Here is a 17874-nt window from a genome sequence, read left to right as displayed (position 1 = left end):
GGGGGAAGCGCGGGACGGGGGGCGGGTGCTCAGACCAGGGAGCCGTACAGGCCCGGCCGCCGGTCCTCGATGTACGGGTTGGCGGCGCGCGACCCGGCGAGCAGTCCGGGGTCGACCTCGCCGACGAGGAGTTCCTCGCCGCGGCCGGCGCGGACGCGGACCGTGCCGTCGGGGCCGGTCAGGCAGCTCAGCCCGGTGAAGTCGAACTCGCCCTCGCTGCCTGCCCTGTTGACGTACGCGATGTAGAGCTGGTTCTCGAAGGCGCGGACCGGCACGACGGATTCGGCGACGAACGTGAAGGGGTGCATCAGCGCGGTCGGGACCAGCAGCAGCTCGGTGCCGGCGAGGGCGTGCGCGCGTACGTTCTCCGGGAACTCGACGTCATAGCAGATCAGCAGCCCGACCCGTACGCCGTCCAGCTCGGCCTGCACCACCGGCTGCTCGCCGGGGGTGAACCACTCCTCCTCGAAGCCGCCGTAGAGGTGGGTCTTGCGGTAGTTGGCGAGCGGCGCCCCGTCGGGGCCGATGAGCTGTGCCGCGTTGAAGACCGCCTCGCCCGCCCGCTCCGGGTACCCGTAGTGGACGGCGATGCCGTGGCGTACGCAGATGCCGGCGACGGCTCGCGCGGCGGGTCCGTCCGCGGGTTCGGCCAGATCGGGGACGGCGTCACCGATCGCGTATCCGGTGAGGAACAGCTCCGGGCAGACCAGCAGCCGGGCACCCGCGGCGGCGGCCCGTGCGGCGGCCTCGTCGAGCGCCGCGAGGTTGTCGTCCACGGAGCCGGCTCGTCCGGAGCTCTGGAGCAGGGCGGTACGCAACGGCGGCATGGCTGACCTCGGGCGGGACGGGCGGGGTGGGGAGACGTATTGAAGGTACGGCGCGGGGATCACGGCCGACAAGGCGCGATTGTTGCGCGTGTACCGTCGATCCGTTGCGTGGAAAGCAGCCGCTGCGGTGATTTGTTGCGTGGGGCGTCCTCACAGGCCGGGCGAGTGATTTCGGTCTCCCCCGCACGCGCCCGCAGGCCTGGGGCCCGGCTCCCGCGACGCCCGTACGAGGTCAGGCGGGCGGGCCGGAGGAGGAGTACCGCCGCAGCAGCGGGGAGAGCACGAGGACCGACTTGGTCCGCTCGACGTACGGCTCGCCCGCGATCCGCTCCAGCACCTGTTCGAAGTGGCGCATGTCGGCGGCGAAGACCTGCACGACCGCGTCGGCGTCGCCCGTCACCGTGGACGCTGCCGCGATCTCCGGATACGTGGAGAGGCCCCGCTTGATCGCCTCGGGGGCGGTGTTGCGGCTGCAGTAGATCTCGATGAACCCCTCGGTCTCCCAGCCGAGAGCGGCAGGGTCGACGCGCACGGTGAAGCCCGTGATGGCCCCCTCGGCGCGCAGCCGGTCCACGCGGCGCTTCACCGCGGGTGCCGAGAGGCCGATGAGGGCGCCGATGTCCGCGTAGGAGCGGCGGGCGTCCTCGGCGAGGGCGTGGACGATGCGTTCGTCGAGGTCGTTCAGGCGCACTTCGGGTGGATCACTTCTCTGCGGTGGGGCGTTTCGGGGGGGCGGCCGGGGTCTTCGGCCGCCCCCCGAAGTAGACCACGCGAGCCCCGCGAGGGGCGCGCTCACCGCGGGGAACGGCCGGTCAGAAAGGGAACTCCGAGCGGCCGTGCTGGACCGAGATCCACTTCTGTGTGGTGAACGCCTCGAGCATCGACTCACCGTTCAGGCGCCCGAGGCCGGAGTTCTTCTCCCCGCCGAAGGGGACGATGGGCTCGTCGTGGACCGTGCCGTCGTTGATGTGGATCATGCCGGTGCGGATCCGCTGCCCCACCCGTACGCCGCGCTCGATGTTGCCGGTGTGGACCGCGCCGCTCAGGCCGTACGGGGTGTCGTTGGCTATCCGTACGGCCTCGTCCTCCCCGTCGAAGGGGACGAGCAGGGCCACCGGCCCGAATATCTCCTGCTGCAGGACGGGAGAGTCGGCGGCGAGGCCGGTCAGGACGGACGGGCTCACCACATTGCCCTCGGTCCGGCCGTGCAGCAGTGCCGTGGCGCCCGCCGCCACGGTCTCGTCGACGAGCCTGGACACGGCGTCGGCCTGCGAGGAGCTGATCAGCGGGCCGATGTGGGTCGCGGGGTCGGCCGGGTCGCCGACGCGGAGGGAGGCGACCTTGGCGACGAACTTCTCGGTGAACTCCTGCTCCACCGAGCGGTCCACCAGGATGCGGTTGGCCGCCATGCAGACCTGGCCCTGGTGGATGTAGCGGCTGAAGACGGCCGCGTCGACGGCGTAGTCCACATCGGCGTCGTCCAGGACGATCAGCGCGCTGTTGCCCCCGAGTTCGAGCACCGCGCGCTTGAGGTTGGCCGCGCAGACCGTCGCGACGTGGCGGCCGATCCTGTCCGAGCCGGTGAAGGAGATGACCTGCGGGACGGGGTGTTCCAGCAGGGCGTCGCCGATCTCGGCGATGTCGGTGACCACGACGTTCAGCAGTCCGGCGGGGAGCCCCGCCTCCTCGAACACCTTGGCGATCAGTGTGCCACCGCAGACCGGGGTGTTCTGGTGCGGCTTGAGGACCACGGCGTTGCCGAGGGCCAGGGCGGGCGCGACCGACTTGAGCGACAGCAGGAAGGGGAAGTTGAAGGGGCTGATGACACCCACGACCCCTACCGGCAGCCGGTAGACGCGGTTCTCCTTGCCCTCGGTCGGCGAGGGGAGTATCTGCCCGGTGGACCGCAGCGTGAGCTGGGCCGCCTCGCGCAGGAACTCCTTGGCCAGGTGCAGCTCGAAGCCCGCTTTGAGCCGGGTGCCCCCGAGCTCCGCGACGATCGCCTCGCTGATCTCGGCCTCGCGCTCCTCGACGACCCGCAGTGCCTTCTCCAGCACCGCCCGCCGGGCGTACGGGTTGGTGTCGGCCCACTCCGGCTGGGCCCGCTCGGCGGCGCGGTAGGCCTGGTCGACCTCGCCGGCCGTCGCGACGGTGACCGAGGCGAGCTTCTCCCCGCTGTACGGGTTGAAGTCGATGATGTCCCAGGACCCCTTCCCCGGCCTCCACTCGCCGTCGATGTACTGCTGGGCCAGGTCGGTGAAGAAGGAGCTCATGGAATCCCTTACCGCAGAGGGGCGGGCAGCTGATTGCGGCTCATATTACTTATCCTTCAACCATGTTGAAGGGGAGACGGGAGTGCTCACCTGTGAAAGCGGTCGGGCGCCCATGACCTCGGGTGCACATGCGAAAAGTGCCCCTCCCCGCGCGAACGGCGGGGAGAGGCACTCGTGCGACAGGACCGCCGGGGGCGCCTCGCATCAGCTCCAGCTGGCGTGGAGCGGCTTGCCCTCCGCGTAGCCCGCGGCGCTCTGCACACCCACGATCGCCTTCTCGGCGAACTCCTCGAGCGAGGAGGCGCCCGCGTAGGTGCAGGAGGAACGGACACCGGCGATGATCGAGTCGATCAGGTCCTCCACACCGGGCCGGGTGGGGTCGAGGAACATCCGCGAGGTGGAGATGCCCTCCTCGAACAGTCCCTTGCGGGCCCGGTCGTAGGCGGACTCCTCCGAGGTGCGGTTCTTGACCGCGCGCGCCGAGGCCATCCCGAACGACTCCTTGTAGTACCGCCCGTCGGCGGACTGCTGGAGGTCGCCGGGCGACTCGTACGTCCCGGCGAACCAGGAACCGATCATCACGTTGGACGCGCCGGCGGCCAGAGCCATGGCCACATCGCGCGGGTGCCTGACGCCTCCGTCGGCCCAGACGTGCTTGCCGTGCTTCTTCGCCTCGGCGGCGCACTCCAGCACGGCGGAGAACTGCGGCCTGCCGACGCCGGTCATCATGCGGGTGGTGCACATCGCGCCGGGGCCCACACCGACCTTGATGATGTCGGCGCCGGCCTCGATCAGGTCACGCACACCCTCGGCGGCCACGACGTTGCCCGCGACGATCGGCACGGCCGGGTCGAGCGCCCGGACGGCGGCGACCGCGCTGATCATGGATTCCTGGTGACCGTGGGCGGTGTCCACGACGAGCACGTCGGCACCCGCGTCCAGGAGCTGCTTGGCCTTGCCCGCCACATCGCCGTTGATGCCGACGGCCGCCGCGATCCGCAGCTTGCCGTCCGCGTCCGTCGCGGGGGTGTAGAGCGTCGCGCGCAGCGCGGCCTTACGGGTGAGGATGCCGACGAGCCGGCCGTCCGCGTCGACCGCCGGAGCGAGCTTGCGGTTGGCGCCGTCGAGCTTGTTGAAGGCCTCGCGCGGGTCGATGCCCGCGTCGAGCACGACCAGGTCCTTGGACATGACCTCGGAGAGCTGGGTGAAGCGGTCCACGCCGGTCAGGTCGTGGTCGGTGACGACACCGACCGGACGGTTCTCGGCGTCGACGACGACGCCGGCTCCGTGGGCCCGCTTGTGCAGGAGGGACAGCGCGTCGGCGACGGTCTGGCCGGGGGCCAGCACGATGGGCGTGTCGAGCACGAGGTGGCGCTTCTTGACCCAACCGATGACCTCGGTGACGACCTCGATCGGAATGTCCTGCGGGATCACGACCAGACCCCCGCGACGGGCGATGGTTTCGGCCATCCGGCGGCCCGCGATGGCGGTCATGTTCGCGACGACGAGCGGGATGGTGGTGCCGCTCCCGTCCGGCGACGAGAGGTCCACAGCCTGCCGGGAACCGACCGCGGAGCGGCCGGGAACCATGAAGACATCGTCGTACGTGAGGTCGTAGGGGACCGAGGGAGAAGTCGTGTAGCGACCGGTGCCGGGTTCAAGAAAACGCATAACACCCATTTTTTCATACGAAACGGTGCAGGTCGTTTCCACGAAGACACAGCAATGGACCCCCGCGTTCGTCAGTTCCTCCAAGGAGGGCTGCCCGGGGGCCGGGCAAGTGGAAGCCTGCCTTACCCATGGACCCTACCCGAACGCGATTCGCTCCTTCGTGATCACTATCCCTGGACCGGGTGACGAGGGGTCAGGTAGCTTCAAATTCGCAGGTCCATGCGGTAGGCGCGACACCGCCCACGAATCCGGAACACCTGCCACGCGTTTGGCCGGAGAGGATGGGGATCTGCCTGTGGAGAGCGAACTGCCCGACATCTACTGCCCGTTCCCCCAGCGGAGCAATCCGCACGTGGCCCACACCCGTGAGCACCTCGACGCCTGGACGCGGCGCACGGGTCTGGTGCACCGGGAATCGGCCAGGAAGCGGTTCGAGCAGGCCGACTTCGGCGCCTTCGTGGGCATGGTCCACCCCACGGCCGACAGCGAGCACCTCGACCTGGTCGCCGACTGGTTCGTCTGGCTCTTCCTCGTCGACGACCAGCTGGACGACGGGCACCTGGGCCGCAGCCCCGAACGCGTACGCGACGTGGTGGAGCGGATGCGCGCCGTGATCGAGGGCGGGGCTCCCGGGCCCCTGCCGGACGAGGAGGCCCCCGCCGCGCTCGTCGCCCTGGCCGACCTGTGGGAACGTACGATCCCGAGGGCCTCCCCGCACTGGCGTGCCCGCTTCACCTGGCACCTCATGACGTATCTGACGACCGCCACCACCTGGGAGGCGGGGAACCGCGCCGACGGGGTCGTGCCGTCCGAGGCGACGTACATCGCCAAGCGCCGGCACACCGGGGCCATCCATGTGTGCATGGACCTGATAGAGATCGTGGCCGGCATCGGGGCGCCCGAGTCGATCCACAACGACGCCCGGTTCATCACGGCGCTCGAAGCCGCCTGCAACGTCGTGTGCTGGGCGAACGACGTCTATTCCTACGAGAAGGAACAGGTGCTGGGCGAGATCCACAATCTCGTGCATCTGGTCCGGCACCACCGCGGCTACGGTGAGCGCCAGGCGCTGGAGCACGTGTGCGCGGAGATAGCCGACGAGACGAGACGCTTCCTCGCCGCGGAGGCCGAGCTGCTCGGCCTCCATCCGGAACTGGCGGGCCTGCTCGTGCCCTATCTCGACGGGATGCGGAGCTGGATGCGCGGAAATCTGGACTGGTCGCGGCAGACCCCTCGCTACAACCCGGCGGACGTCAGCCAGTACGCCGAGCCCGGGGCCTACCTGGAGGAGTCCGTGCTCGGTGTGAGCCCGGACCACGCGCGGCTGGGCGCGGGCGAGGGCGGCTGAGGCCGGACATGACGGAGGCCGGGCACCACACGGTGCCCGGCCTCCGTCATGTCCTCCGTCAGTCGTCGGGGTCGGCCCGCTCCAGCGCCGGGCGCTGTCCCGCGGCGAACTCCGTAAGGAGGTAGTCGGCGGCGGCGGTGTCCGTGACGAGGCTGGTGACCAGCCCCGAGCGCAGCACCGCACCGATAGCCGCCGCCTTCCGCTGTCCTCCGGCGATGGCCACCACCTCGGGGATCCGGCGCAGCCGGTCGGCCTCCACGGTGATGCACCGCTCGCCGAGGTCCCGGCCGACCCGGCGACCGTTCGCGTCGAAGAGGTGGGCGGACATCTCCGCCGCCACACCGAGCGAGGCGTAGTGGGCCCGCTCCTCGTCCGAGAGCATGTCGTGGACGGTGGAGATGCCGGGCTCCCAGGATCCGATGGAGACCGCGGCGACCGTCACCTTGTCGAAGTACTCGAATGCGCGGGCGATACCCGTCTGGTGGCGCAGCGCGGCCGCCGTCGCCGGATCGGGCAGCAGCATCGGGGCGTAGATCGGGTGCGCCTCGCCGCCGGACACCTGCGCGGCACGGCGGACCGCCTCGACCGAGCCGCGCTCGGCCGTACCCGCGTCGTAGACACCGGTCAGCTGCACGACCGTGCACGGGGGCAGCCGGTCGAGGGCCGCCGCCATGTGGATGGTGGAGCGGCCCCAGGCCAGGCCCAGCACATCGCCCTCGTTCACCAGCTCGCCGAGCAGCTCAGCCGCCACCTCACCCAGATTCTCCGGATCGGCGGCGTCGTCCTGCTCCTCCGCGGGAGACTCGACCACGACGGCGTGCCGCAGGCCGTAGCGGGCCCGGAGCGCGTCGGAGCGCTCCGCGTCCAGCTCCGCCGGTACCCGGATCTCGATCCGTACGAGATCACGCTCGAGGGCTGTCTCCAGGACCCGGGCCACCTTGAAGCGGCTGACGCCGAACTCCTCGGCGATCTGGATCTTCGACTTTCCCTCGAGGTAGAACCGGCGAGCCATGGCCGCCGCCTGCACCAGCTCCGCGGGTCCCATCCGCATGGCTGACCGACCCGCCGAGATGCCAGACACCGCGATCTCCTCACTGCTGTTCACACGCTGATACACCGTTCATCCTGTCAGATGCGGCGATGCCTGATCAGACCCGTCGGGCCGCGTTCATCCGAGGTTGGTTCAGTGGCCGCATGCCCAGGGTGCGGAAGCCGTGACCGTGTCCGCCTGTGCACGCAGCGCGCGCACCGCCTCGGCCGGGTCCTCGGCCCCGTACACCGCCGAGCCGGCGACGAACACATCCGCGCCGGCCTCGGCGCACCGCTCGATGGTGGAGGCCGAGACGCCGCCGTCGACCTGGAGCCACAGCTCCAGACCGTGCTTGGAGATCAGCTCACGCGTACGGCGGATCTTCGGCAGCATGATGTCCAGGAACGCCTGGCCGCCGAAGCCGGGCTCCACCGTCATGATCAGCAGCATGTCGAGCTCGGGGAGCAGGTCCTCGTACGGCTCGATGGGTGTCGCGGGCTTGAGCGCCATGGAGGCGCGGGCGCCCTTCGCCCTGATCTCCCGGGCCAGCCTCACGGGCGCCGCGGCGGCCTCCGCGTGGAAGGTGACCGAGCCCGCACCGGCCTCGACGTACTGCGGAGCCCACCGGTCAGCGTCCTCGATCATCAGATGGCAGTCCAGCGGGGTGTCCGTCGCCTTGCTCAGCGCCTCCACGATGGGCACGCCGAGGGTCAGATTGGGCACGAAATGGTTGTCCATGACATCTACATGGAGCCAGTCGGCGCCTTCCACGGCCTTCGCCTCCTCGGCGAGACGGGCGAAGTCGGCGGACAGGATGCTGGGGTTGATCTGGGCCATGCACCCAAGCCTGCCATGCCCGGCGCCACTTCCCCGCCTCGGTGCGCCTCAAAGCCTCACGGGATCATCACGGTTCGCGCATTCGCGGCTTTTCGGCGGGCCCGGCGGGCGGAGCGACCGGCCCGGCAGCGGCTGAGCGCTTCCAGAACCGTGCGGAGTCGTCCGCCCGCCTCCCGGCCGCCGCTCGGGTGGGCCGGCTTGATCCTCAGAACTTTGTCCGTGGGCCGGACGGGGATCACCTCGGTCTTCGTCACGCACAGCGTGGACGGGGCCGCCTTCCTCGGTGCCCGAGCGGTCGTCCTGGGCGCCGGGCCGGGTACGGACGCCCTGGACATCCCGATTCCCCTGCCCCGCACCGGAAATGGCGACCTGGACGGACTGCGGGGGCTGCCTGGGTAAGCCGCGCCGCACGCCGAGATCGGAGCGGCCATACGCGACGCTGCCCGCTGAACCGCCGGGTCCGGTCAGCCCGTGCGGCGCAGCAGCGCGAGGTACATCGCGTCGGTGCCGTGCAGGTGCGGCCACAGCTGGATGTCGGGCCCGTCCCCGAGGGCGGGGACTCCGGGCAGCAGCGGTCGCGCGTCGACCCACTCCGCCTCGAACGGTTCCCCGCCGCGCCCCTTGAGCACGTCCTCGACGACGATCCTGGTCTCCGCGAGGTGCGGTGAGCAGGTCGCGTAACCGACGACCCCGCCGACCCGTACGGCCTTCAACGCCTCGCGCAGCAGACCGCGTTGCAGGGGGGCGAAGCCCTCCAGGTCCTCCGCGCGGCGCCGCCAGCGGGACTCCGGACGCCTGCGCAGCGCGCCGAGGCCGGAGCAGGGGACGTCCATGAGGACCCGGTCGAAGGAACCGGGCCGCCACGGCGGCCGGGTGCCGTCGGCGGTGATCACCTGGTACGGCCCCGGATTGCCGGCCAGTGAGCGCTCGACGAGCCGGGCACGGTGCGGCTGCTTCTCCGCGGCGAGGAGGGTGGCGCCGCGTCCGGCGGCGAGCGCCGCCAGCAGCGCGGCCTTGCCGCCAGGGCCGGCGCAGCCGTCCAGCCACCGGGTGTCGTCGCCCTCGACGGGGGCGTTGGCCAGGGCGGTGGCGACGAGCTGGCTGCCCTCGTCCTGCACACCGGCGCTGCCGTCCCGCACGGCGGCCAGGGCGCCGGGCTCGCCGCCCTCGGCCATCCGCACGGCGTACGGCGACCAGCGGCCGGGAAGCCCGCTCTCCTCACCGAGGGCGTCCAGCAGCTCCTCGGTGGTCGAGCGGCCGGGACGGGCGATTAGCGTCACCTCGGGCCGTTCGTTGTCGGCCTCCAGCAGGTCCTCGATCCCGGCGCGGCCGCCGCCCAGGGCGTCCCAGAGGGCGGACACGATCCACCGGGGGTGCGAGTGGACGACGGAGAGGTGTTCCTCGGCGTCCTCGTCGTACGCGGGCGCGACGCGCTCCACCCATCCGTCGAGGTCGTGCGCGGAGACCTTGCGCAGCACGGCGTTGACGAACTTGGCGCGGCCCTCGCCCAGCACCACCCGGGCCAGCTCCACACTGGCGGAGACGGCGGCGTGGGTGGGGATGCGGGTGCCGAGCAGCTGGTGGACACCCATGTTGAGCACGTCGAGCACGGGCGGGTCGACCTCGCGCAGCGGCCGGTCGATGCAGGCGGCGACGATCGCGTCGTAGGTGCCCTGCCGGCGCAGCGTCCCGTAGACCAGCTCGGTCGCCAGCGCCGCGTCCCGGCCCTCGAAGTCGCCCTTGGCGCGCGCCTTCTTCAGCAGCGGGGGAAGGACGAGGTTGGCGTAGGCGTCGCGCTCGTCGACGGCCCTGAGCACCTCGAAGGCGAGGAACCGGACCGGGTCCTTCTTGGGACGCCGGTGCGGTGTGGAGGGACGGCGACGCTGCTGGTCGTTCACGTGAAAGGTGCTCCGCTGATGGTGAGGGGACGAACCCGTCCAGCGTACGTCGCCGGGCCCGCCCCCTGCCCCGAGGCCTCAGAGCCCCAGGAGCTCCCCGTGGGCGATGCGTACGCCGCGGGCCCAGTCGGCGGCCCGCATCGGCTTCTTGCCCTGCGGCTGGACCCAGAGGAGCTCGACGGCGTGCGAGCCGGTGCCCACGTACACGTTGTTCTTGCCCGCGGACAACTCGCCGGGGGCGAGATCGGTACGGTCCAGGACGGGCGCCGCCTGGACCAGCTTGAGGCGCTCCCCGCGGAAGAGCGTCCATGCCCCCGGCGCGGGGGTGCAGCCGCGCACGACGCGGTCGACCCTGAGAGCGGGGGCGGACCACCGCACCTGGGCGTCCTCGACGGTGATCTTGGGTGCGAGGGTGACGCCCTCCGCGGGCTGCGGTACGGCGTGCAGGGTGCCGTCCTCGATGCCGTCCATGGTCGCCGCGAGCAGCCCCGCGCCGGCGAAGGCCAGCCGGGTGAGCAGGTCTCCGCTGGTGTCGGTGGGCCGGACCTCCTCGGTGAGGACGCCGTAGACCGGTCCGGAGTCCAGCCCCTCCTCGATCAGGAAGGTCGACGCGCCGGTGACCTCGTCGCCGGCCATCACCGAGTGCTGCACGGGCGCGGCCCCGCGCCAGGCGGGCAGCAGCGAGAAGTGCAGATTGACCCAGCCCCTGGCAGGCACGTCGAGCGCGATCTTGGGCAGCAGGGCGCCGTACGCGACGACGGGGCAGCAGTCCGGTGCGATCTCGCGCAGCCGCGCCAGGAAGTCCTCGTCGCGCGGCCTGGCGGGCTTGAGCACCTCGATGCCCGCCTCCTCGGCGCGTTCGGCGACCGGGCTGGCGACCAGCCGGCGGCCCCGCCCGGCCGGGGCGTCGGGGCGGGTCACCACGGCGGCCACCTCATGGCGGTCGGAGGCGATCAGGGCGTCCAGAGCGGGAACGGCGACCTCGGGGGTGCCTGCGAAGACGAGCTTCATGGGTGGCGGACTGCCTCTCGGGCCGGAACGTACGTGGCGAGCAGCACACCAGTCTAGGGGGTCACCCCCTGGTCCCGCCCGGCCTCCCCGGGCCGGCCGGCGGGGGGCGTACGCAGGTCCGCGCGCCCCGCGCATATGCACATACGCCCCTATTGCGTGACCACATGGCCGGGTGACGCGTTGGTCAAGTGAGATTGACCGAAGTGGGCCGCCGCCGCGCGGTCCGATCCCTTTCAACGCCGGTTCGAGAGGCTTGTTCATGGCCGACCACGCAACCCACGACGCCCAAGCGCGTGCCAGTCTGCACCTGTTGGTGCGGGACATCGAGCGGGTCCGGCGGCAGGTGGACGCACTGCGTACCCTCACTGCGCAGCTGGGCAACGTCTACCGTCCGCGCCGCTCCGGCCCGTCCGCGGGCTTCGTCGTCTACGGCAGGGCGCCGGCCCCGACGGTCAGGCTCGCCCAGGAACTGCGGGACAGCGTCGAGACGCTGGTCACCGCGGCGGTGGACTTCGACCGCTCACTGGGCTTCTCGTGGGACGCGGTGGGTTCCGCCCTCGGGGTCACGAAGCAGGCGGTGCACCGGCGTTACGGCGCTCGCCGCACGACCCCGCAGCCCGGGTCGGCGGAGGTCGCCTCCGAGAACGCGACCCGTGCGGTGCCCGCGACGCCGGGTTCTTCCTCCGTGCTGCCGACCGTGCCCACGGCCCGCTCCATGCCGCCGCAGCCGTCGGACCGCCCGGGCGCCTTCCCCGGGCCGCGCAACGGCTGACGGACGGCGCAGAAGGCGGGGCGGCACCTCCGCCCCGTCCCGGCCGGGCGCCACCTCCGCCCCGTCCCGGCCGCCTCAGCCGATGTCCGGCGGATCGATCCTGATCCGTACGGGTTCTCCGGTGCCCTTGGCCGTCCGCGCCGCCAGCGCCGTCTTCAGGGCGGCCGCCAGCGCCGCTCCCCGCCCCGGCGGGACCCGGACCAGCGCACGGTCCCAGGTCTCGCCGGTGGGTGCGTCCCCCTGCCGGCGGGGCCTGCCGGGGGTGGCGGCCGGCACGGGGACCGGGCCGAGCACCTCCGCCTCGGCCGGCAGGTCCGCTCCGGCGAGGTAGGCGGCCACCGCTTCCGGCGGGCCGGTCACCGAGGCCATCCGGGACACCGGCGGGAAGCCGAGCTCGGCGCGTTCGGCGAGCTCACGTCGGGCGTGACCGACCGGGTCCCAGCGGACCAGGGCCTGCACGGGCCGCAGGGTCGGCTCCGCCACAATCACCACCGTGCCGCCCTCCGGCTGCCCCCGGACCAGTGCGGCGGCGGCCGTCCAGCGCCGCAGAGCCTCCTCGCCCGCCCGCAGGTCGGGCCGGCCGACCATCGCCCAGCCGTCCAGCAGCAGCGCCGCCGCGTAGCCGCCCTCGGCCACCGGCTCCGCCCCGGGGGTGCTGACCACCAGGGCGGGCTGACCGGGCACGGAGTCCAGCACATGGTCCCGCCCGGACGTCCGCACCGGGACGGCGGGAAACGCCCGCCCCAGCTCCTCGGCGGTCCTGCGGGCGCCGACGATCTGCGCCCGCAGCCGGACGCCGCCGCAGGCGGCGCAGCTCCAGGCCGTCTCGGCCCGCCCGCACCAGGCGCAGTTGAGATCCTGCTGGTCGGGTGCCTGCAGCGGCCCCGCGCAGTGCCTGCACCGGGCGGGTTCGCGGCAGCGCTCGCAGGCCAGCCTGGGCGCGTAGCCCCGGCGCGGCACCTGGACGAGCACGGGGCCGTTGCGCAGACCGTCCCGTACGGTCTGCCAGGCCAGGCTGGGCAGCCGCGCGGAGCGGGCGGCGCCGTCCCGCGCGAGCTCCCCGTCGCCGACGGTACGCACGAGGGGGGCCGCGGCCCGCAGCTGGTCCCGGTCCGCTCGCAGGGGCAGCGCCCAGCCGCTCTCGACCAGCTGGGCGGCCTCGACCGTGCAGCTCGTGGCGCCGAGCAGGAACGCGCAGCGGCCGTGCGCCGCCCGCAGCTCCAGGACTTCCCTGACGTGCGCGAAGGGGGCGTTGTCGTCGCTGTGGCTGGAGTCTCCGTCGTCCCAGAGGGCCACCAGGCCCAGGTCGGCGACCGGGGCGAACATCGCGGCCCTGGTCCCGACCACCGCGCGCACGGAGCCGCGCCGGACGGCCAGCCACTGGCGGTAGCGCTTCTCCGGTCCGGAGTCGGCGGTCAGCAGCGCGTGGCGCCCCTCCCCCAGCACCGCGGTGAGCGCGGCGTCGACCCGCCCGGCACTCCGCCCGTCCGGTACGACCACGAGCGCGCCCCGGCCCGAGGCCAGGGTGGCGGCCATCGCGCGGGCGATCTCCTCGGGCCAGTGCGGTCCGGGCAGCGCGGTCCAGACGGCCCGGGGCGCCCCGCCCTCGGCCAGCGCCCGCAGGAATCCGGGGCCCTGGGTGTACCGCTCCCAGGTGCCGGGCGACGGGGCGGGAGGCGGCGGCAGCGGATCGGGGGAGGGCTTGGACTCGGCGCGGCCGTTCCTCGGCGGCACCGCGAGCTGAAGCACGTCCGCGAGGCTTCCGGCGTAACGGTCGGCGACGGCCCGCGAGAGCTCGAGCAGCTCCGGTCCGAGCACCGGCTCGGGCGAGACGACGTAGGCGAGGGCCGCCAGGGCCCCCTGGTAGTCCGACGAATCCCTGCGCTCGATCAGGAAGCCGTCGATCAGCCCGCCGCCCTCGCGTCGCCCGCCGCGCACCTGACGTCCTCCGGCCCCGAACCGCACCCTCACCCGGACACCGGGCTGCGCGTCCGCGTCGAGCTCCTCGGGGACGGCGTAGTCGAAGTACTGGTCGAGATGGAGTGCGCCCTTGTTCACCAGGACGCGGGCGACCGGGAGCTTCTCGGCGAGCGGGGCACCCCGCCAGGTCCGCGGCTTGGCACGCGGCACCTTGGCCCGGCGCACCGTCTCCCGGATGAGCGCAAGCTGCTCCGGTGCCCCGGACCCGGGCTCGTCGGACCGCTCGTCGTCGCTGCTCACAGCCACATTCCTACCAGACACCACTGACACGCCCCGGCGGCCCGGAAGGGCCGCACGCGCGGAGGCCCGGACACCTCGTACGGTGTCCGGGCCCCCGTCGTGCAGGACGGCAAGCGGTGCTAGATCCCCGCCGCCCGGCGCAGCGCGTCCACGCGGTCGGTGCGCTCCCAGGTGAAGTCGGGGAGCTCGCGGCCGAAGTGCCCGTACGCCGCGGTCTGGGCGTAGATCGGGCGGAGCAGGTCGAGGTCGCGGATGATCGCGGCCGGGCGGAGGTCGAAGACCTCACCGATCGCGTGCTCGATCTTCTCCGTGTCGACCGCGGCGGTGCCGAAGGTCTCGACGAACAGGCCCACCGGCTCGGCCTTGCCGATCGCGTAGGCGACCTGGACCTCGCAGCGGGTGGCGAGTCCGGCCGCCACGACGTTCTTGGCGACCCAGCGCATGGCGTACGCGGCCGAGCGGTCGACCTTGGACGGGTCCTTGCCGGAGAACGCGCCACCGCCGTGGCGGGCCATGCCGCCGTAGGTGTCGATGATGATCTTGCGGCCGGTGAGGCCGGCGTCGCCCATCGGGCCGCCGATCTCGAAGCGTCCCGTCGGGTTCACCAGGAGACGGTAGCCGTCGGTGTCCAGCTTGATGCCGTCCTCGATGAGCTGGTTGAGGACGTGCTCGACGACGAACTCGCGGATGTCGGGCGCGAGCAGCGAGTCCAGGTCGATGTCCGAGGCGTGCTGCGAGGAGACGACGACCGTGTCGAGGCGGACGGCCTTGTCGCCGTCGTACTCGATGGTGACCTGGGTCTTGCCGTCGGGGCGCAGGTACGGGATGGTCCCGTTCTTGCGGACCTCGGAGAGCCGGCGCGACAGCCGGTGCGCGAGGTGGATCGGCAGAGGCATCAGCTCGGGCGTCTCGTCGCAGGCGTAGCCGAACATCAGCCCCTGGTCGCCCGCGCCCTGCTTGTCGAGCTCGTCCTCGTCGCCCTCGACCCGCTTCTCGTACGCGGTGTCGACGCCCTGGGCGATGTCCGGGGACTGCGCCCCGATGGACACCGAGACGCCGCAGGAGGCTCCGTCGAAGCCCTTCTTGGAGGAGTCGTAGCCGATCTCCAGCACCTTGTTGCGCACGAGGTTGGGGATGTCGGCGTAGGCCTTGGTCGTGACCTCACCCGCGACATGCACCAGACCGGTGGTGATCAAGGTCTCGACGGCGACGCGCGAGGAGGGGTCCTCACGCAGGAGGGCGTCGAGAATCGTGTCGCTGATCTGGTCAGCGATCTTGTCGGGGTGGCCCTCGGTTACGGACTCCGAGGTGAAGAGACGGCGGGACACATCGCTCCCTGGGGTTGCAGCGGCTGCTGGCTGATCATTGTCGGAACTCCGGGAGCTGCGCCCGGCACATTCCGTCGACCAGTTTATCGGTCGCTTCCGGTGATTGGGGCACATGTCTCGCCCCTTGGGAGGTCTGTGACCTGCGGCACTGTTGACAGCGGTACGACAATCCCTCCTTCCGGGTGCGAGATATGGCCGAATGTCATGAGATTCTCCGCCGCGACGGCGTGTGTGCAATCTAGTCGAAACGCGCGGTCACCAGGTCCCAAACCGTGTCGGCAAGCGCTTCCTTCGGCCCGTACGGCACGGGGGTCTCGCCACCGTCGGCGCCGAGCACGACCGCTTCGTTCTCCTCCGACCCGAAGGTCTTGCGCTCCCCCACCTCGTTCACGACGAGGAGGTCACAGCCCTTGCGGCGGAGCTTCTCGCGGCCGTTACGGAGGACGTCGTCGGTCTCCGCGGCGAATCCGACGACGAGCTGCCCCTCCCGGGCACGGTCGGCGGCGACCTCGGCGAGGATGTCCGGATTGCGGACGAGTGCGACGGGGGCCGGCTCCTGGCCGTCCTTCTTCTTGATCTTCCCGGTCGCGTAGGCGGCGGGCCGGAAGTCGGCGACGGCCGCGGCCATCACCACCACGTCTGCGTCGGCCGCCGCCTTCAGCACGGCCTCGCGCAGTTGTACGGCGGTCCCGGCGCGCACGACGTCGGCGCCCGCGGGGTCGGGCAGCCCGGTGTTCGCCTCGATCAGCGTGACCCGGGCGCCACGGGCGACGGCGGTGCGGGCCAGGGCGTAGCCCTGCTTGCCCGAGGAGCGGTTGCCCAGGTAGCGCACCGGGTCCAGCGGCTCACGCGTGCCGCCCGCGCTGATCACCACGTGCCGGCCCGCCAGGTCGGGGGTGCCGACGCCCCGGGCCAGGACGCGTCGGCAGACCTCGAAGATCTCCCCCGGGTCCGGCAGCCGGCCCTTGCCCGTGTCCACGCCGGTGAGCCGGCCGACGGCGGGCTCGATGACGACGGCGCCGCGGCGGCGCAGGGTGGCGACGTTCTCCTGGGTGGCGGGGTGCTCCCACATCTCGGTGTGCATCGCGGGCGCGAAGACGACCGGACAGCGCGCGGTGAGCAGAGTGTTGGTGAGGAGGTCGTCGGCGAGGCCGTGGGCGGCCTTGGCGAGCATGTCGGCGGTGGCGGGGGCCACCACGACGAGGTCGGCCCCCTGGCCGATCCGCACGTGCGGCACCTCGTGCACGCTCTCCCAGACCTCGGTCGACACGGGGTTTCCGGAGAGGGCCGACCAGGTGGCCGCCCCGACGAAGTTCAGCGACGCGTCGGTCGGGACGACCCGTACGTCGTGGCCGGACTCGGTCAGCCTGCGCAGCAGCTCGCACGCCTTGTACGCGGCGATGCCTCCGCTGACCCCCAGGACGACCCTCGGCTTCTCCACTGCGTCTCCCCGCACTCGTGTCTCCGCGCACTCGCGTGCGGCCTCGTGACGTACGCACCCCATGCTGCCTCACCGCCCCGGACGCGGTCCGGCGGGTACGGCGGATCCCGTGGGTGGCGCGGGACACACCACAGGCCCGACGGATACCGACCGCCGGGCCTGTGGTGAAGGTGCGTTTCCTGCCGCCTGCTTACTGCGCGGGGCCCTCGATGGCCTCGGAGGTCAGCAGGCCCGCGTTGATCTCGCGGAGCGCGATCGAGAGCGGCTTCTCGTGCACGTGGGTGTCGACGAGCGGACCGACGTACTCGAGGAGGCCTTCACCGAGCTGCGAGTAGTACGCGTTGATCTGGCGCGCGCGCTTGGCGGCGTAGATCACAAGGCTGTACTTCGAGTCGGTGGCCTCGAGGAGCTCATCAATCGGCGGGTTGATGATGCCCTCGGGCGTGGTGATGGAAGAGGACACTCTCTGCCTTCCGAAGGGGATAGAGATCAAAGAGATCTTTGATCATGCTGGTTCCGCAGTGGTGATGCTCTGCGTCCGTGGACGGTGAGGACAGGTGGGTCAGTCGTCGCTACCACGGAGGCCGGAAGCCTGCAGCATCAACGTTAGCAGCTCGCGTGCCACGTCCTCGACCGAGGTGTTGACGAGCGTGGTGTCGAACTCCGCCTCGGCGGCCAGTTCGACCTTCGCCGCGGCGAGCCTGCGCTCGATCACTTCCTGCGACTCCGTTCCGCGGCCGGTGAGCCGGCGCACCAGCTCGTCCCAGCCGGGCGGCGCCAGGAAGACGAGCTGCGCCTCGGGCATCGACTGGCGGACCAGCCGGGCACCCTGGAGGTCGATCTCCAGCAGCACCGGCTCGCCCGCCTCCAGGCGGTCGAGCACGGCCCGGCGCGGCGTGCCGTACCGGTTGCCGGCGAACTCGGCCCACTCAAGCAGTTCGCCGTTGGCGATCAGCTTGTCGAACTCCTCGTCGTCCACGAAGAAGTAGTGGACGCCGTTGCGCTCACCGGGGCGTGGCTTACGGGTCGTCGCGGACACCGAGAGCCAGACCTCGGGGTGAACCTTGCGCATATGAGCGACGACCGTGCTCTTGCCGACCCCTGAGGGGCCGGAGAGCACGGTCAGCCGCGGACGTACGTCCGGGGGTACGGGGGACGTCCCCCGGGATGTTGCAGCCATGGGGCGATTATCCAGGTTCTCAGGAGTGCCTGAGAACG

Annotated in this window: 16 protein-coding genes; 3 read left to right on the top strand and 13 right to left on the bottom strand. The window is 71.8% G+C overall.

The window, feature by feature from the left end:
* Positions 1–29 precede the first annotated feature (29 nt).
* The 4 genes from ACIQM3_RS31740 to ACIQM3_RS31725 form a co-directional block, all read right to left on the bottom strand.
* A complete protein-coding gene (locus tag ACIQM3_RS31740; RefSeq protein WP_401630443.1) occupies positions 30–827 on the bottom strand; it encodes a carbon-nitrogen hydrolase family protein in 798 nt (265 codons plus the stop codon).
* Between the two features lie 232 nt (positions 828–1059).
* Positions 1060–1518 (bottom strand): Lrp/AsnC family transcriptional regulator, encoded by a 459-nt coding sequence (locus tag ACIQM3_RS31735; protein WP_401630442.1) that lies wholly within the window; start codon positions 1516–1518, stop codon positions 1060–1062.
* Between the two features lie 121 nt (positions 1519–1639).
* On the bottom strand, positions 1640–3100 hold the full coding sequence (locus ACIQM3_RS31730; protein ID WP_401630440.1) for an aldehyde dehydrogenase family protein: 1461 nt from the start codon (positions 3098–3100) through the stop codon (positions 1640–1642).
* Between the two features lie 204 nt (positions 3101–3304).
* Positions 3305–4771, bottom strand: a complete 1467-nt coding sequence (locus tag ACIQM3_RS31725; RefSeq protein ID WP_401630438.1) for a GuaB1 family IMP dehydrogenase-related protein — start codon at positions 4769–4771, stop codon at positions 3305–3307.
* 295 nt (positions 4772–5066) lie between these two features.
* Here ACIQM3_RS31725 and ACIQM3_RS31720 point away from each other — a divergent pair, with 295 nt between their 5' ends.
* Complete coding sequence (locus tag ACIQM3_RS31720) at positions 5067–6119, top strand: terpene cyclase (protein ID WP_401630436.1); 1053 nt, start codon at positions 5067–5069, stop codon at positions 6117–6119.
* A gap of 58 nt (positions 6120–6177) precedes the next feature.
* Here ACIQM3_RS31720 and ACIQM3_RS31715 read toward each other — a convergent pair whose 3' ends face one another.
* Both ACIQM3_RS31715 and rpe read right to left on the bottom strand, forming a co-directional pair.
* On the bottom strand, positions 6178–7164 hold the full coding sequence (locus ACIQM3_RS31715; protein ID WP_362929676.1) for a sugar-binding domain-containing protein: 987 nt from the start codon (positions 7162–7164) through the stop codon (positions 6178–6180).
* A 138-nt stretch (positions 7165–7302) separates the two neighbouring features.
* Positions 7303–7986, bottom strand: coding sequence for a ribulose-phosphate 3-epimerase (gene rpe, locus ACIQM3_RS31710; protein WP_401630434.1), 684 nt, complete (start codon positions 7984–7986; stop codon positions 7303–7305).
* 198 nt (positions 7987–8184) lie between these two features.
* Between rpe and ACIQM3_RS31705 the strand changes: the two genes are divergently transcribed.
* Complete coding sequence (locus ACIQM3_RS31705) at positions 8185–8385, top strand: hypothetical protein (RefSeq protein ID WP_401630432.1); 201 nt, start codon at positions 8185–8187, stop codon at positions 8383–8385.
* A 65-nt stretch (positions 8386–8450) separates the two neighbouring features.
* Here the strand turns inward: ACIQM3_RS31705 and ACIQM3_RS31700 are convergent, their stop codons facing one another.
* Both ACIQM3_RS31700 and fmt read right to left on the bottom strand, forming a co-directional pair.
* The gene (locus ACIQM3_RS31700; RefSeq protein WP_401630430.1) at positions 8451–9884 is read right to left on the bottom strand and encodes an RsmB/NOP family class I SAM-dependent RNA methyltransferase; all 1434 of its coding nucleotides are present in this window, start codon (positions 9882–9884) and stop codon (positions 8451–8453) included.
* Between the two features lie 78 nt (positions 9885–9962).
* Positions 9963–10895 (bottom strand): methionyl-tRNA formyltransferase, encoded by a 933-nt coding sequence (gene fmt / locus ACIQM3_RS31695; RefSeq protein ID WP_401630428.1) that lies wholly within the window; start codon positions 10893–10895, stop codon positions 9963–9965.
* Between the two features lie 259 nt (positions 10896–11154).
* On the opposite strand from fmt, the gene ACIQM3_RS31690 reads away from it, so the two are divergent.
* Entirely contained in the window at positions 11155–11667 is a 513-nt protein-coding gene (locus ACIQM3_RS31690) for a hypothetical protein (RefSeq protein WP_401630426.1), read from the top strand.
* Between the two features lie 75 nt (positions 11668–11742).
* On the opposite strand, the gene ACIQM3_RS31685 is transcribed toward ACIQM3_RS31690, so the two are convergent.
* The 5 genes from ACIQM3_RS31685 to gmk all read right to left on the bottom strand — a co-directional run bounded on the left by ACIQM3_RS31685 (position 11743) and on the right by gmk (position 17836).
* Positions 11743–13887, bottom strand: a complete 2145-nt coding sequence (locus tag ACIQM3_RS31685; protein WP_401630424.1) for a primosomal protein N' — start codon at positions 13885–13887, stop codon at positions 11743–11745.
* A gap of 119 nt (positions 13888–14006) precedes the next feature.
* On the bottom strand, positions 14007–15215 hold the full coding sequence (metK, locus tag ACIQM3_RS31680) for a methionine adenosyltransferase (RefSeq protein ID WP_401630422.1): 1209 nt from the start codon (positions 15213–15215) through the stop codon (positions 14007–14009).
* Between the two features lie 238 nt (positions 15216–15453).
* Positions 15454–16656, bottom strand: coding sequence for a bifunctional phosphopantothenoylcysteine decarboxylase/phosphopantothenate--cysteine ligase CoaBC (coaBC, locus tag ACIQM3_RS31675; RefSeq protein ID WP_401630420.1), 1203 nt, complete (start codon positions 16654–16656; stop codon positions 15454–15456).
* Positions 16657–16846: 190 nt separating this feature from the next.
* Entirely contained in the window at positions 16847–17119 is a 273-nt protein-coding gene (gene rpoZ / locus ACIQM3_RS31670; protein ID WP_003970369.1) for a DNA-directed RNA polymerase subunit omega, read from the bottom strand.
* Positions 17120–17218: 99 nt separating this feature from the next.
* Positions 17219–17836, bottom strand: a complete 618-nt coding sequence (gene gmk, locus ACIQM3_RS31665; protein WP_104790425.1) for a guanylate kinase — start codon at positions 17834–17836, stop codon at positions 17219–17221.
* Between the last annotated feature and the right edge of the window lie 38 nt (positions 17837–17874).

It is taken from the genome of Streptomyces sp. NPDC091271 (genome assembly GCF_044757505.1).
Classification (GTDB): Bacteria; Actinomycetota; Actinomycetes; order Streptomycetales; family Streptomycetaceae; genus Streptomyces.
This window is presented reverse-complemented; position numbering and strand designations above follow the sequence as displayed.